Source organism: Enterobacter cloacae complex sp. 382A5 (assembly GCF_050031095.1).
Classification (GTDB): Bacteria; Pseudomonadota; Gammaproteobacteria; order Enterobacterales; family Enterobacteriaceae; genus Enterobacter; species Enterobacter cloacae.
On sequence record NZ_JBLGVK010000001.1, the window covers coordinates 2,588,772 to 2,603,578 of the forward strand.

Consider the following 14,807-nt stretch of genomic DNA (forward strand, 5'->3'; position numbering starts at 1 on the left):
CGGGCAGTGTCACACGTCTGCGTACAGCAAACAGATACCCGCCCGCTCATCCGCGGGCTTTTTTTTGAACAGAATAAATGAGAACAACATAATGCAAACAGCCAAACCACACCTCGAATTGCTGACCAGCGAGGCGGCCTATCGCCACAACCCAACCGCGCTGTTTCATCAGGTCTGCGGTGCGCGTCCAGCCACGTTGTTACTGGAGTCCGCTGATATCGACAGCAAAGACGATCTCAAGAGCCTTCTGTTGGTCGAGAGCGCACTGCGCATTACCGCGCTAGGTGACACTGTCACTATCAAAGCGTTATCGGATAACGGTGCGGCTCTGCTGCCGTTACTGGATGCGAGCCTGCCTGCTGGTATCGAAAATGAACACCATCCTGAAATGCGCGTTCTGCACTTTCCGCCGGTGAGCCAGCTGCTGGACGAAGACGCACGCCTGTGCTCTCTTTCCGTTTTTGATGCCTTCCGTCTGCTGCAAAATTTGGTCACCGTGCCGGAAGATGAACGCGAAGCAATGTTCTTTGGCGGGCTGTTTGCTTACGACCTGGTGGCCGGGTTCGAAGATTTACCGGACATTGAACAGGGTAACCGCTGCCCCGACTACTGCTTCTACCTGGCCGAAACCTTACTGGTGATCGACCACCAGAAAAAAAACACCCGTATTCAGGCAAGCCTCTTCACGCCATCTGCGACAGAGAAAAAACGCCTTGAGCAGCGAATTGAGCAGTTGCAGCAACAAATGACCGAAGCACCGCCTGCGCTCCCTGTACATCGTGTCGAGAAAATGACCTGTGAGGTTAATCAGAGCGACGATCAGTACGGTGCCGTGGTTCGCCAGATGCAAAAAGCGATTCGCGCCGGAGAAATTTTCCAGGTTGTTCCTTCCCGTCGTTTCTCTCTGCCCTGCCCGTCGCCGCTCGCGGCCTATGACGTGCTGAAAAAGAGCAACCCAAGCCCGTACATGTTCTTTATGCAGGACAACGATTTCACCCTGTTTGGCGCATCCCCTGAAAGTTCACTGAAATATGACGCCACCAGCCGCCAGATTGAGATCTACCCGATTGCCGGAACCCGTCCACGCGGCCGTCGAGCCGATGGCTCGCTGGATCGCGATCTCGACAGCCGCATTGAGCTGGAAATGCGTACCGACCATAAAGAGCTCTCCGAGCATCTGATGCTGGTTGATCTGGCTCGTAACGACCTGGCGCGCATTTGTACCCCTGGCAGCCGCTACGTGGCGGACTTAACCAAGGTCGACCGCTACTCGTTTGTTATGCATCTGGTGTCCCGCGTGGTGGGCGAACTGCGCAGTGACCTCGACGTGCTTCACGCCTACCGCGCCTGTATGAACATGGGCACGCTGAGCGGCGCGCCGAAAGTCCGCGCCATGCAGCTGATCGCGGCGGCTGAAGGGCGCCGTCGCGGCAGTTACGGTGGTGCAGTGGGCTACTTCACCGCCCACGGCGATCTGGATACCTGCATTGTGATCCGCTCCGCCTACGTTGAGGACGGTATCGCTACCGTGCAGGCAGGCGCAGGGATTGTTCTTGATTCTGTTCCGCAGTCTGAAGCTGACGAAACCCGCAGTAAAGCCCGCGCGGTATTGCGCGCCATTGCTACCGCACATCACGCACAGGAGATTTTCTGATGGCTGACATTCTGCTGCTCGATAACATCGACTCTTTTACCTATAACCTGGCAGATCAGCTGCGTGCGAATGGTCATAACGTTGTCATCTATCGTAACCATGTTCCGGCACAGACGCTGATTGACCGTCTGGCAACCATGCAAAACCCGGTGCTGATGCTCTCCCCTGGCCCCGGCGCCCCCAGCGAAGCAGGCTGTATGCCGGAGCTGCTGACCCGTATGCGCGGTAAACTGCCGATTATCGGCATCTGCCTGGGTCACCAGGCGATAGTGGAAGCCTATGGCGGCTACGTGGGTCAGGCAGGCGAAATTCTGCACGGCAAAGCCTCCAGCATTGAACATGACGGCCAGGCGATGTTTGCCGGCCTGCCAAATCCACTGCCGGTTGCGCGTTACCACTCGCTGGTAGGCAGTAACATCCCTGCCGGCCTGACCATTAACGCCTCGTTTGAAGGGATGGTGATGGCCGTGCGCCACGATGCGGATCGCGTCTGCGGCATGCAGTTCCATCCGGAGTCGATTCTCACGACCCACGGTGCGCGTCTGCTGGAGCAGACGCTGGACTGGGCGTTGCAGAAACTGGAGCAGACCAACACGCTGCAACCGATTCTTGAAAAACTGTATCAGGCGCAGACCCTGAGCCAGCAGGAGAGCCACCAGCTCTTTTCTGCCGTGGTTCGCGGTGAGCTGAAACCTGAGCAGCTGGCGGCCGCACTGGTAAGCATGAAAGTGCGCGGCGAAAGCCCGCAAGAAATCGCCGGTGCCGCCACGGCCCTGCTGGAAAATGCCGCCCCCTTCCCGCGCCCGGATTATCAGTTTGCGGATATCGTCGGCACCGGGGGTGATGGCAGCAATAGCATCAATATCTCCACCGCCAGTGCCTTCGTGGCCGCGGCGTGTGGCCTGAAGGTGGCGAAACACGGTAACCGCAGCGTCTCCAGCCGCTCGGGCTCGTCCGATTTGCTGGCTGCCTTCGGCATTAACCTGGATATGAACGCCGAACGCTCCCGTGAAGCGCTGGACGATCTGGGCGTCTGCTTCCTGTTTGCGCCGAAGTATCACACCGGTTTCCGCCATGCGATGCCGGTTCGCCAGCAGCTTAAAACGCGCACGCTGTTTAACGTGCTGGGGCCACTGATCAACCCGGCTCATCCGCCGCTGGCACTGATCGGCGTTTACAGCCCGGAACTGGTTCTGCCAATTGCAGAAACCCTGCGCGTGCTCGGTTATCAGCGCGCGGCAGTGGTTCACAGCGGGGGGATGGATGAAGTGTCGCTTCACGCGCCAACCCTGGTCGCGGAACTGCGCGACGGCGAGATCCTGAGCTACCAGCTTGAAGCCGCTGACTTTGGTTTAACGCCGTATCACCAGGAGGCGCTGGCAGGCGGCACGCCGGAAGAAAACCGTGACATTCTCACGCGCTTATTACAAGGTAAGGGAGAGGTCGCCCATGAGGCTGCTGTGGCAGCCAACGTCGCCATGCTGATGCGATTGCACGGCGAGGAGGACCTCAAAGCCAACGCACAAAAAGTTCTGGACGTACTGCGCTCTGGTGCAGCTTACGATCGCGTTACCGCACTTGCGGCAAGAGGGTAAAGAATGCAGACCGTTTTAGCGAAAATCGTTGCCGATAAGGCCATCTGGGTGGAAGCCCGCAAAGCGCAGCAGCCGCTTGCCAGTTTCCAGAACGACGTCGTCCCAAGTAGCCGTCGTTTCTATGATGCCCTGCAGGGCGCGCGCACCGCATTTATTCTTGAGTGCAAAAAAGCCTCCCCGTCGAAAGGCGTTATCCGTGAAGATTTCGACCCGGCGCGTATTGCCGGCATTTACAAGCATCATGCGTCAGCCATCTCCGTGCTGACGGATGAAAAATATTTCCAGGGCAGCTTCGATTTTCTGCCTGTTGTCAGCAGCATCGCGCCGCAACCGATTCTGTGCAAAGACTTTATTATCGACCCGTATCAGATCTGGCTGGCGCGTTTTTACCAGGCTGACGCCTGCCTGCTGATGCTCTCAGTGCTCGACGACGAGCAGTATCGCCAGTTGGCTGCGGTGGCGCACAGCCTCAACATGGGCGTGCTGACCGAGGTGAGCAACGAAGAAGAGCTGGAGCGAGCCATTGCACTGCAGGCGAAAGTGGTCGGGATTAACAACCGCGATCTGCGCGATCTGTCAATTGACCTGAACCGTACGCGCCAGCTGGCACCGCGTCTGGGTTCTGGCGTGACCGTTATCAGTGAATCCGGGATCAACAGCTACGCCCAGGTGCGCGAACTGAGCCACTTCGCCAACGGTTTCCTGATTGGCTCCGCGATGATGGCACATGACGATCTCAATGCCGCAGTGCGTCGCGTGTTGTTGGGTGAAAACAAAGTGTGCGGTTTAACCCGCGAACAGGATGCCCAGGCCGCCTATGAGGCGGGGGCTATTTACGGCGGGCTGATCTTTGTGGACGCCTCACCGCGTGCGGTGAGCGATGAGCAGGCACGCAAGGTGATCGCGGCCGCCCCACTCAGCTATGTGGGCGTCTTCCGTAACGCTGATATTGCGGACGTTACGGCAAAAGCCGAAGCGTTATCCCTGAGCGCAGTACAGTTGCACGGTGATGAAGATCAGGCGTACATCGATGCCCTGCGTGCCGTGCTGGCTCCTCAGGTTCAGATCTGGAAAGCGCAGAGCGTGGGCAGCACCCTGCCAGCACGTAACCTGAATCATGTTGATAAATACGTGCTCGATAACGGCCAGGGCGGTACAGGCCAGCGTTTTGACTGGTCACTGCTGAACGGCGAAGCGCTGGACAATGTCCTGCTGGCGGGTGGACTTAGCCCGGATAACTGTGTGGAAGCAGCCAAAACCGGCTGCGCGGGCCTCGATTTCAATTCAGGCGTAGAGTCGCAACCGGGCATCAAAGATGCCAGTAAGCTGGCCTCGGTATTTAAAACTCTGCGTGCATATTAAGGAAGAAAAAATGACGACATTACTTAATCCGTATTTTGGTGAGTTCGGCGGGATGTACGTTCCGCAGATCCTGATGCCCGCACTGCGCCAGCTGGAAGAAGCGTTTGTGAGCGCACAGAAAGATCCAGCGTTTCAGGCTGAATTTACCGACCTGCTGAAAAACTACGCGGGCCGTCCAACAGCGCTGACCAAATGCCGTAACCTGACTGCCGGCACCAAAACCACGCTGTACCTCAAGCGTGAAGACCTGCTGCACGGCGGCGCGCATAAAACCAACCAGGTGTTAGGACAGGCGCTGCTGGCAAAACGGATGGGCAAAACCGAGATCATCGCCGAAACCGGCGCGGGTCAGCACGGCGTGGCATCAGCACTGGCAAGCGCCCTGCTTGGCCTGAAATGCCGTATCTATATGGGGGCGAAAGACGTTGAGCGTCAGTCTCCGAACGTATTCCGTATGCGTCTGATGGGCGCAGAAGTGATCCCGGTTCACAGTGGTTCAGCCACGCTGAAAGATGCCTGTAACGAAGCGCTGCGCGACTGGTCTGGTAGCTATGAAACCGCGCACTACATGCTCGGCACGGCCGCTGGCCCGCACCCGTTCCCGACTATCGTGCGTGAATTCCAGCGCATGATTGGCGAAGAGACCAAAGCGCAGATCCTTGAAAAAGAAGGCCGTCTGCCGGACGCGGTGATTGCCTGCGTGGGCGGGGGATCAAACGCCATCGGAATGTTCGCTGATTTTATCGACGAAACCCGTGTTGGCCTGATCGGCGTGGAGCCAGCTGGTCACGGGATTGAAACCGGTGAGCACGGCGCACCGCTGAAACATGGCCGCGTGGGGATCTACTTCGGCATGAAAGCGCCGATGATGCAGACCGATGAAGGTCAGATTGAAGAGTCGTACTCCATCTCTGCCGGTCTGGATTTCCCGTCCGTCGGGCCACAGCATGCGTTCCTGAACAGCACCGGACGCGCGGACTACGTCTCCATCACCGATGACGAAGCGCTGGAAGCGTTTAAGACGCTGTGCCGCAGCGAGGGGATCATCCCGGCACTGGAGTCCTCGCATGCTCTGGCGCATGCGCTGAAAATGATGAACGAAAACCCGGAAAAAGAGCAACTGCTGGTCGTTAACCTTTCCGGTCGCGGTGATAAAGATATCTTCACCGTTCACGATATTCTGAAAGCACGAGGGGAAATCTGATGGAACGCTACGATAACGCATTTGCACAACTGAAATCCCGCCAGGAAGGCGCGTTCGTTCCCTTCGTCACGCTGGGCGATCCGGGCCCGGAGCAGTCGCTAAAAATTATCGACACCCTGATTGAAGCCGGTGCCGATGCGCTGGAGCTGGGGATCCCGTTCTCTGATCCGCTGGCGGATGGCCCGACCATTCAGAACGCCACCCTGCGTGCCTTTGCCGCGGGCGTCACCCCAACGCAATGTTTTGAGATGCTGGCCGCGATCCGTCAGAAGCACCCGACCATTCCGATTGGCCTGCTGATGTATGCCAACCTGGTGTTTAACCGCGGAATCGACGAATTTTATGCCGAGTGCGCGCGGGTCGGCGTTGACTCCGTGCTGGTGGCCGACGTCCCGGTTGAAGAATCTGCACCGTTCCGCCAGGCGGCTATGCGTCATAACGTGGCGCCGATTTTCATCTGCCCGCCAAACGCCGATGACGAACTGCTGCGCCAGATTGCCTCTTACGGCCGTGGTTACACCTACCTGCTCTCCCGCGCGGGCGTGACGGGTGCTGAAAACAAAGCCGCGCTGCCGCTGCATCATCTGGTAGAAAAACTGGCTGAATACCACGCAGCACCTCCGCTGCAGGGATTCGGGATTTCATCCCCGGATCAGGTTACGGCGGCAATTGACGCAAAAGCGGCAGGCGCGATCTCCGGCTCTGCTATCGTCAAAATCATTGAGAAGAACGTGGACAAACCCGAGCATATGCTGGCTGAACTCAAAGCATTTGTTACGGCGATGAAAGCCGCAACGCGTAAAGCCTGATCCTTCCACCGTCTGGCGACTCAGCCAGACGGTCTTCCTCTTATATTCCCGCTATCACTTAAGCGTTACGCCAAAATTGATCCCATCGATATTTTCGGCGTGAATGGCTTTTCAAACCTTGCCGTAAGCGTATGATTTGGTCTCTTTTCGGCTTTAAACCTTCTGAGTTCAGAGGCTTACTCATGTCATGGCAATACTTCAAACAGACTTACCTGGTTAAGTTCTGGTCACCAGTACCGGCCGTCATCGCGGCGGGGATCCTTTCCACCTACTATTTCGGCATTACCGGCACCTTCTGGGCCGTGACCGGCGAATTCACCCGCTGGGGTGGGCAACTGCTGCAGCTCGCTGGCGTACATACCGAGGAGTGGGGTTACTTTAAGCTTATTCATCTGGACGGCACGCCGCTGACCCGCATCGACGGTATGATGATTATCGGCATGTTCGGGGGGTGTTTTGCCGCCGCGCTGTGGGCTAACAACGTTAAGTTGCGAATGCCTAAAAGCCGGATACGCGTTATGCAGGCGATTGTCGGCGGCATGATTGCCGGATTCGGCGCCCGCCTGGCGATGGGGTGTAACCTGGCCGCTTTCTTTACCGGCATTCCACAGTTTTCGCTGCACGCCTGGTTTTTTGCTGTCGCCACGGCGATTGGCTCTTACTTTGGCGCGAAGTTTACCCTCCTGCCGCTGTTCCGCATTCCGGTCAAAATGGTGAAGGTCAGCGCTGCCTCGCCGCTGACGCAAAAGCCTTCTCAGGCGCGTCGTCGTTTTCGTCTTGGCATGCTGGTCTTTTTCGCCATGGTCGCCTGGGCGCTCTGTACGGCGCTCAACCAGCCTAAGCTGGGCCTGGCCATGCTGTTCGGTGTCGGTTTCGGCCTGCTGATAGAACGTGCGCAGATCTGCTTCACCTCGGCGTTTCGCGATATGTGGATCACCGGCCGTACAATGATGGCCAAAGCGATTATTACGGGCATGGCGGTAAGCGCCATTGGCATCTTCAGCTATGTGCAGCTGGGTGTTGAGCCGAAAATCATGTGGGCTGGTCCGAACGCGGTGATTGGCGGCCTGCTGTTTGGCTTCGGAATTGTACTGGCTGGCGGGTGTGAAACCGGCTGGATGTACCGCGCGGTTGAAGGTCAGGTGCATTACTGGTGGGTAGGTCTGGGGAACGTCATCGGCTCCACCCTGCTGGCCTGGTACTGGGACGATTTGTCTCCGGTGCTGGCCACGAACTGGGACAAGGTGAATCTGCTCAGCACGTTTGGCCCGCTCGGCGGGCTGCTGGTGACCTACGCCCTGCTGCTGGTCGCTTTTTTACTGGTTGTCGCGCAAGAGAAACGCTTCTTTCGCCGTGCCACGGTTAAACCTGAACCCCAGGAGAATGCAGCATGAAAGAGATTGTGCCTGACTACCGCCTTGATATGGTCGGTGAACCGTGTCCTTACCCGGCTGTCGCTACGCTTGAAGCGCTCCCGCAGCTTCAAAAAGGGGAAATTCTGGAAGTGGTGAGCGACTGCCCGCAGTCCATCAACAACATTCCTCTGGATGCCAAAAACCACGGTTACACCGTACTGGATATTCAGCAGGATGGCCCGACCATTCGCTATCTTATCCAGAAGTAAACCGCCAGGTGACGGGGGGCGTCCCCCCCGTCAAAAAAGCTGCCTCACCTCCCATTTTGATGGCGAATACAGCGCCACTGAAAATGGTAGCACTACACTTAAAGTGGATAAAAAACAAACAGGAGGTGAGGTATGTTTAATTCAATTTTAGTCCCTGTCGATATCTCTGAAAGTCGTCTGACCGAACAGGTGATTCCCTATGTTCAGGCAAACGCAGCAATCGGTAACGGTAAAATCCATTTTCTGACGGTAGTGCCTTCTTTCCCTTACTATTCATCGCTTGGGCTGGCGTATTCGGTTGAAATGCCAAAGCTGGCGGAGATTCAGGAGGAAGCCCTTACGAAGCTCAAAGAGATGGTTAAGCAGTTCAATTTACCTGCCAATCGTGTGGAGACACACGCCATCTCAGGTGCGCCTAAAGATCAGATCCTGAAGCTGGCTGACAGTATCAACGCTGACCTCATTATCATTGCGTCCCATCGACCGGATATCACAACCTACCTTTTAGGTTCAAACGCGGCGGTTGTGGTACGCCATGCTAAATGCCCGGTGCTGGTTGTACGCTAGCGAGGCTGCTGAGAAACTTAAGCCCCGGAATTCCGGGGCTTATTTAAGACGTTGTACAATAAAATAATTTCGATAAACGGACTTAACAATGAAAAAAGTAGTGATGCTGGTATGCCTTGCCACAGCAATAACGGGCTGTGCTCCTCTCGCGCCTGAAGGTTGTCAGAAGAAAACCGCTCTCGACTCGTGCTCCTATAAGCAGTCCGGTAAAGTCTCCGATAAGGATATCTATGGTCAACAGGCTGCCGCGATAAAGAAAGCGCTGGACTCGGCGCTGGCCGATCCACACGCCTGGAATGGTAAGCAATGCAACATGCATCTCGACTTTACCGTCGACGGACTACTGCAGAACCTGGAGATAAAAGGCGGAGACAAAGCGTATTGCCAGGCTTTAGCCGACGCGGCAACACGGGCCACCTTCCCGCCCTTCACGGACGAGCGTGTGTTTCAGGATATGGGTTCTGCCCGCTGGAACATGGAGGGGCAACCGTAGAGGTAAGCCGGTAGAAAGACTGGCCATGTTCTGGCCAGTCCCGGAAAGTAGAATCAGAAACGATAACCCGCAGAGAACATAAATACCCACGGATCCAGACGGGTACTGATGCTTTGTTGCTGTCCGCCTGCCTTGAAGCGGACATCGGTATCGATATCCATATACCAGACTGAGGCGTTAATTAACCAGTCGCGGTTAATGAGATAGTCCATGCCCACCTGTCCTGCCACGCCCCATGAATCTTTCAGGCTGAGATCGGTCAGCCCGGCCTCTTTACCGGTATCGTTGAATTTCTCATCAAAGAAGGTTGTGTAGTTCACGCCTGCGCCAATATAGGGACGCAGTTTGCTGCTTGAGTCACCAAAGTACCACTGCGCCATCAGCGTTGGCGGCAGATGATGCACCGTGGCGATATCACCGGTTGGGCCTAAACCAACGCGATGACGGAATGGCGTCGCTGCCAGAAGCTCAACGCCAATGTTATCCGTCGCCATATACGTGAATGTTAAACCTAACTGGGTATTGTTGCTGACGTTAAAGCCACCCATCCCCAGCACGTTATCAGAACCTTCAGTTGGACGTACCGTTGCCGAACCGGCACGAATAAAGAATTCACCTGCTTCATGCGCATACGCGCCGCCAGAGAGACTGCTTAAGATAAGGGCTGCCACCGCTAATTTTTTCATATCCGCTCCATCGTTGTGGTTTTAGCTGCGGATGAGAATATACTCACAAATGAGTAATAAGTGATCTGTCACAGATCACATTAAAACCAGTAACTTAACATTCATTGATCTGGGTTAATTTTTGGTGACACACCGTAAGGCCAAAAGTTGTTCTTACGTCAATTTTTGGCATTTCCCGGTTACAAAATTTTCTGTTTCCCCCCTCTTGCTCTTCGAATGGCGGCTGGATAACTTAGCGCTCTCACAATGTGATTTGATGCGTTCTTTTTTGCAGGTGTGCCATGAGTGATATGAACCCGTGCATGACGTGCGGAGCCTGTTGTGCGTATTTTCGAGTCTCTTTCTACTGGGCCGAAGCCAGCGATGGCGGCGGTACTGTTCCGGTTCATCTCACTGAACCGTTATCCCCTTTTCTGCGCTGCATGAGCGGTACGAATCAAAAGCAGGCCCGCTGTGTGGCGTTACAAGGCGAGCCAGGCGTGTCGACCCGCTGCTCCATCTATGAGGATCGCCCCAGCCCGTGTCGGGACTTTGCGATGTCTGGCGAAGAGGGTCAGGTCAACGAAGCCTGTAATCGCGCCCGCGCGCGCTTCGGATTACCGCCGCTTTACAAAGATATGCTTTTCCATACAAGCCTTGATGCTGCCACGACCGCGTTATCCGGTGTACAATTGCCGGCTAATTAACACCTGCAATACTCAAGGAGAGTGCATGTCTATCACGGCGAAGTCTGTCTACCGTGACACGGGAAACTTTTTCCGCAATCAGTTCGTAACCTTTTTACTGATCGCGTTGTTATGCGCCTTTATTACGGTGGTGCTGGGTCACGCGTTCTCTCCGAGTGACGAACAGATCGCCAGCCTGAGCCAGGGCGACCATCTTGCAGGTAGCGTGGGGTTGTTTGAGCTGGTGCAAAACATGACGCCAGAGCAGCAGCAAATCCTGCTGCGGGCCTCTGCGGCATCGACTTTCTCTGGACTGATCGGCAATGCCATTCTCGCGGGCGGCGTTCTGCTGATGATCCAGCTGGTTTCTGCAGGCCACCGCGTCAGCGCCTTACGGGCGATCGGTGCCAGCGCGCCGGTATTGCCTAAGCTGTTTATCCTCATCTTTTTAACCACCCTGCTGGTGCAGATGGGGATCATGCTCGTTGTGGTTCCAGGCGTGCTGCTGGCTATCGTCCTCGCGTTCGCTCCGGTGATGGTGGTGCAGGACAAAATGGGGATCTTTACCGCCATGCGCAGCAGCATCAAACTGGCATGGGCCAATATGCGCCTGGTGGCACCGGCCGTAATTAGCTGGCTGCTGGCCAAAACGCTCCTGCTGCTGTTTGCCCCAAACTTTGCAGTCTTAACGCCGAACGTCGGTGCGGTGGTAGCCAACACGCTGAGTAACCTGATTTCAGCGATACTGCTGGTTTATCTGTTCCGCCTGTATATGTTAATTCGTCAGTAATCCTGTGGCCGGGTGCATCGCAAAACCCGGCCACACACAGAAGATGGAATCACAGAATGAAGCAGTTTCTTGATTTTTTACCGCTGGTCGTGTTTTTCGCGTTTTATAAGCTGTATGACATTTATGCAGCCACGATGGCGCTGATCGTTGCTACCGCTATCGTGCTGATCTACAGCTGGGTTCGCTATCGTAAAGTCGAAAAAATGGCTCTGATTACGTTCGCACTGGTGGCCGTGTTCGGTGGGCTTACGCTGTTCTTTCACAACGATGAATTCATTAAATGGAAAGTCACCGTGATTTACGCGCTGTTTGCCGGTGCGTTGCTGATCAGCCAGTGGGTAATGAAAAAGCCACTTATCCAGCGCATGCTGGGTAAAGAGCTGACGCTGCCACAGGAAGTATGGTCCCGTCTGAATATCGCCTGGGCGCTGTTCTTTATTCTTTGCGGCCTGGCGAATATCTACATCGCCTTCTGGCTGCCGCAGAATATCTGGGTCAACTTCAAGGTCTTTGGTCTGACGGCGCTGACGCTCATCTTCACTCTGTTAAGCGGTGTCTATATCTACCGGCACATGCCGCAGGATGATAAACACTGATGAATCCCCGACCAGAACGTGCACAACAGGCGTTCTGGTCTATTCTCTCCTGCCAAAAATCATAGTAGCATCCCGCCTGAAGTCTTCAGTTACGAGTTTAAAACAATGACAACAAATGACGCCCCTCAGGGCGAACTGGTTTTACGCACACTGGCAATGCCTGCGGACACGAATGCCAATGGCGATATTTTTGGCGGCTGGCTGATGTCGCAAATGGATATGGGCGGCGCAATTCTGGCAAAAGAGATCGCGCATGGTCGCGTTGTGACCGTCCGGGTGGATGGGATGACCTTCCTGCGCCCGGTCGCGGTGGGTGATGTGGTCTGCTGCTATGCACGCTGCGTCAAGCGCGGTAATACTTCCATTTCCATTAACATTGAAGTCTGGGTGAAGAAGGTCTCATCTGAACCGATTGGACAGCGTTATAAAGCAACAGAAGCGCTGTTTATTTATGTGGCAGTCGATAGCGAGGGCAAACCCCGCCAGCTGCCTCAGGCCTGATCTTCAGGCATAAAAAAGCCTCCTTGCGGAGGCTTTTCTTATTCCATCTGCGCCCCGCCGTTCAGGCGGAAAACAATATTAACGATCAACCCACTGCCTGGTTTGCCTGGCTCATAACGCCATCTGCGCATCGCCGATTTCACTTCACGCTCAAACATATTTGAAGGCTGAGCAGACAAGATTTCCACGTTATCAACACGCCCGTCCGGGGTGACGTCAAATTTGACCCGCACGCGACCTTCAATGCGCAACGCCTGAGCACGAGGAGGATATTGCGGCTGGTTGCGGCTCACGGCGCGCGGGCCAGCGGGCGCGGTTGGAGTCGGTTTTGCGGTCGCGGGCGTGTTATTCATCAACGGACGCGAAGGCGCTGTGTTTTCTACCCTCTGCGTAGCGCGTGGTTCAACAGGGCGTTCTTCCCGTTTAGGGCGCTCCTCCACCTTTTTCACCGGTTTTGGTTTCGGCTTAGGCTTCGGTTTGGGTTCGGGCTTATGGATCACCACCGGCGCTTCCTTTGGTGGCTCCGGAACCGGCTCAGGTTCTGGTTCTGGCTCCGGCTCAGCAACCGGCTGCGGCGGTGGTGCAACCTGCGGCGGCTCAAGATCCGCAGGCGAGACCATCGTCACTGAAATGGGCTGCGAAGGCGCTGGCATTTCAATAACCTGATGAACCGAGGTATAGAGCAAACCCGCCACGACAGCACCGTGAATCACGACAGAAAGCAGCGTCGGCCAGGGAAAGCGGCGAGGTAAATCAAGGGTCATCGAAGTCATAATCATCAACGTTAAAAAACCGAATCCTGATTTTAAATGCAAATAGCAATCATATTCAATAAGACACTTTGTTCTGGCGCAATTTAGGCGCGGGAGAGGCCAAAAAAGAGGCATTCAGATCAGGGTATTAACATTGTTTTTATTTTACATTGCAGTCAGTTGTCCTTTCACATAACGTAACTGACACTTTTAATGGTTAAGGAGCTTCACCGTGTTTTATGTGATTTACTCTGAAGATGTCGCTGATTCCCTGGAAAAACGCCAGTCTGTACGCCCTGCTCACCTCGCACGCTTACAGTTGCTGCAGGATGAAGGGCGTTTACTGACTGCGGGCCCTATGCCGGCCGTCGACAGCAACGATCCGGGTGCTGCCGGTTTTTCTGGCTCCACGGTGATTGCCGAGTTTGAATCCCTGGAGGCCGCTCAGGCCTGGGCCGATGCCGATCCGTACGTTGCTGCGGGTGTGTATGCGAAAGTGACGGTTCGGCCGTACAAAAAAGTGTTCTGATACCAAAAAGGCTCCCTCAGGAGCCTTTCTTGCAATCAATGCAGCGATGCTAACCGCGCCGCAAACCCGACAAACAACAGTCCTATCAGGCCGTTCCCCAGCTTTGCCAGTTTCTTTTTCGTTTTCAGATAACGTGTGACAAAAGCGCCTGAGAAGATCAGGAAGCTCATATACATAAAGCTTATTAGCTCAAGCGTGGTCGCGAGGATCAGGAAAGAGGTACCGGTATTCTTCGCATTCACATCGATAAACTGAACAAAGAACGAGACGTAGAACAGAATCGCTTTCGGGTTCGTCAGGCTCAATACCAGCGAGCGTTTCATGATCATGCTGGCAGGCTCGGTACCGCTTTCATGTGTATTATTCTGACGGGTAATAACCGACCAGAGCATTTTGCCGCCCAGCCACAGCAGATAAAAAGCACCTAAATAACGTACGATATTAAACAGTACCGGTGTGGTCTGAATTAACGCGGCAACGCCCGCCCAGGCCAGGAACATCAATACGGCATCGCCGATAAACACGCCGGTGGCGGCGAGATAGCCTTTTTTAACGCCGTGACCAATCCCGGTTTTCAGCACAAATAAAGTATTCGGCCCTGGCACCAGCACGATAAAAAATGCGCCGACAACGTATGTCCAGAAATTCAGTACGCCAAACTCCGCAAACACTTCTCCCTCCTTTTGCTCAACACAACAGGAATAGCGCTGCAAAGACGCTATTCCCAACAACCAGACGCCATAAAATCATTGGGCACCTTGCGGTGCCCTGATGGTTCTCAGAAATCCTGGACTGCGAACAGCAACGCGTTGCGGTGCCGGGTCATTCCACATTTCCTGATGGCGTGTATACGCATATTGCGGCGGGATTGTGCTTCCAGCCAACGAGCCTTACGACGGTTCACCTGTCGCAACATGCGCCAGCGCCCTACTTCAGTTCTACTGCGCTTCATGTCTACAACTCTTTCTCTAAAAGAGAGG

At 55.0% G+C, this 14,807-nt stretch carries 18 protein-coding genes and 1 other annotated feature (1 of these 19 only partly in view); of the genes, 14 read left to right on the plus strand and 4 right to left on the minus strand.

Annotated features, from left to right (window positions below; all coding sequences use genetic code 11):
- Positions 1–66 (plus strand) — a sequence feature (Trp leader region); it begins 28 nt to the left of the window's first position.
- A gap of 25 nt (positions 67–91) precedes the next feature.
- The 9 genes from ACQG2G_RS12205 to ACQG2G_RS12245 all read left to right on the plus strand — a co-directional run bounded on the left by ACQG2G_RS12205 (position 92) and on the right by ACQG2G_RS12245 (position 9,308).
- Complete coding sequence (locus tag ACQG2G_RS12205; RefSeq protein ID WP_094084392.1) at positions 92–1,654, plus strand: anthranilate synthase component 1; 1,563 nt, start codon at positions 92–94, stop codon at positions 1,652–1,654.
- Positions 1,654–3,249 carry a bifunctional anthranilate synthase glutamate amidotransferase component TrpG/anthranilate phosphoribosyltransferase TrpD gene (gene trpD / locus ACQG2G_RS12210; RefSeq protein ID WP_047361576.1) on the plus strand — a complete coding sequence of 532 codons (1,596 nt, stop codon included), beginning with the start codon at positions 1,654–1,656 and terminating at the stop codon, positions 3,247–3,249. The genes ACQG2G_RS12205 and trpD overlap by 1 nt, the downstream gene beginning before the upstream one ends.
- A gap of 3 nt (positions 3,250–3,252) precedes the next feature.
- Positions 3,253–4,611 (plus strand): bifunctional indole-3-glycerol-phosphate synthase TrpC/phosphoribosylanthranilate isomerase TrpF, encoded by a 1,359-nt coding sequence (gene trpCF / locus ACQG2G_RS12215; RefSeq protein WP_094084393.1) that lies wholly within the window; start codon positions 3,253–3,255, stop codon positions 4,609–4,611.
- Between the two features lie 10 nt (positions 4,612–4,621).
- The gene (gene trpB / locus ACQG2G_RS12220) at positions 4,622–5,815 is read left to right on the plus strand and encodes a tryptophan synthase subunit beta (protein WP_306497880.1); all 1,194 of its coding nucleotides are present in this window, start codon (positions 4,622–4,624) and stop codon (positions 5,813–5,815) included.
- A complete protein-coding gene (gene trpA, locus ACQG2G_RS12225; protein WP_248766540.1) occupies positions 5,815–6,624 on the plus strand; it encodes a tryptophan synthase subunit alpha in 810 nt (269 codons plus the stop codon). The genes trpB and trpA overlap by 1 nt, the downstream gene beginning before the upstream one ends.
- A 182-nt stretch (positions 6,625–6,806) precedes the next feature.
- Positions 6,807–8,018 (plus strand): selenium metabolism membrane protein YedE/FdhT, encoded by a 1,212-nt coding sequence (gene yedE / locus ACQG2G_RS12230; RefSeq protein ID WP_061771735.1) that lies wholly within the window; start codon positions 6,807–6,809, stop codon positions 8,016–8,018.
- Positions 8,015–8,248 (plus strand): sulfurtransferase-like selenium metabolism protein YedF, encoded by a 234-nt coding sequence (gene yedF, locus ACQG2G_RS12235; RefSeq protein WP_013096288.1) that lies wholly within the window; start codon positions 8,015–8,017, stop codon positions 8,246–8,248. The genes yedE and yedF overlap by 4 nt, the downstream gene beginning before the upstream one ends.
- Before the next feature lie 132 nt (positions 8,249–8,380).
- Positions 8,381–8,815 carry a universal stress protein UspF gene (gene uspF, locus ACQG2G_RS12240; RefSeq protein ID WP_047024096.1) on the plus strand — a complete coding sequence of 145 codons (435 nt, stop codon included), beginning with the start codon at positions 8,381–8,383 and terminating at the stop codon, positions 8,813–8,815.
- An 88-nt stretch (positions 8,816–8,903) separates the two neighbouring features.
- The gene (locus ACQG2G_RS12245) at positions 8,904–9,308 is read left to right on the plus strand and encodes a cell envelope integrity TolA C-terminal domain-containing protein (RefSeq protein ID WP_045903117.1); all 405 of its coding nucleotides are present in this window, start codon (positions 8,904–8,906) and stop codon (positions 9,306–9,308) included.
- Between the two features lie 53 nt (positions 9,309–9,361).
- On the opposite strand, the gene ompW is transcribed toward ACQG2G_RS12245, so the two are convergent.
- The gene (gene ompW / locus ACQG2G_RS12250; RefSeq protein ID WP_013096285.1) at positions 9,362–9,994 is read right to left on the minus strand and encodes an outer membrane protein OmpW; all 633 of its coding nucleotides are present in this window, start codon (positions 9,992–9,994) and stop codon (positions 9,362–9,364) included.
- 281 nt (positions 9,995–10,275) lie between these two features.
- Here ompW and ACQG2G_RS12255 point away from each other — a divergent pair, with 281 nt between their 5' ends.
- The 4 genes from ACQG2G_RS12255 (at position 10,276) to yciA (ending at position 12,546) form a co-directional block, all read left to right on the plus strand.
- Positions 10,276–10,680 carry a YkgJ family cysteine cluster protein gene (locus ACQG2G_RS12255; protein WP_058650762.1) on the plus strand — a complete coding sequence of 135 codons (405 nt, stop codon included), beginning with the start codon at positions 10,276–10,278 and terminating at the stop codon, positions 10,678–10,680.
- Positions 10,681–10,705: 25 nt separating this feature from the next.
- On the plus strand, positions 10,706–11,449 hold the full coding sequence (locus tag ACQG2G_RS12260; protein WP_013096283.1) for a YciC family protein: 744 nt from the start codon (positions 10,706–10,708) through the stop codon (positions 11,447–11,449).
- A gap of 56 nt (positions 11,450–11,505) precedes the next feature.
- Positions 11,506–12,045, plus strand: coding sequence for a septation protein A (locus tag ACQG2G_RS12265; RefSeq protein WP_013096282.1), 540 nt, complete (start codon positions 11,506–11,508; stop codon positions 12,043–12,045).
- Positions 12,046–12,150: 105 nt separating this feature from the next.
- The gene (gene yciA / locus ACQG2G_RS12270) at positions 12,151–12,546 is read left to right on the plus strand and encodes an acyl-CoA thioester hydrolase YciA (protein ID WP_013096281.1); all 396 of its coding nucleotides are present in this window, start codon (positions 12,151–12,153) and stop codon (positions 12,544–12,546) included.
- Between the two features lie 38 nt (positions 12,547–12,584).
- On the opposite strand, the gene tonB is transcribed toward yciA, so the two are convergent.
- On the minus strand, positions 12,585–13,310 hold the full coding sequence (gene tonB / locus ACQG2G_RS12275) for a TonB system transport protein TonB (protein ID WP_013096280.1): 726 nt from the start codon (positions 13,308–13,310) through the stop codon (positions 12,585–12,587).
- A 220-nt stretch (positions 13,311–13,530) separates the two neighbouring features.
- Here tonB and ACQG2G_RS12280 point away from each other — a divergent pair, with 220 nt between their 5' ends.
- Positions 13,531–13,827 (plus strand): YciI family protein, encoded by a 297-nt coding sequence (locus ACQG2G_RS12280; protein WP_013096279.1) that lies wholly within the window; start codon positions 13,531–13,533, stop codon positions 13,825–13,827.
- A 35-nt stretch (positions 13,828–13,862) separates the two neighbouring features.
- Here ACQG2G_RS12280 and leuE read toward each other — a convergent pair whose 3' ends face one another.
- Positions 13,863–14,498: a leucine efflux protein LeuE gene (gene leuE / locus ACQG2G_RS12285; protein ID WP_013096278.1), complete on the minus strand. Its 636-nt coding sequence runs from the start codon at positions 14,496–14,498 to the stop codon at positions 13,863–13,865.
- 107 nt (positions 14,499–14,605) lie between these two features.
- The gene (locus ACQG2G_RS12290) at positions 14,606–14,779 is read right to left on the minus strand and encodes a YciY family protein (RefSeq protein WP_086528096.1); all 174 of its coding nucleotides are present in this window, start codon (positions 14,777–14,779) and stop codon (positions 14,606–14,608) included.
- Positions 14,780–14,807: the final 28 nt, after the last annotated feature.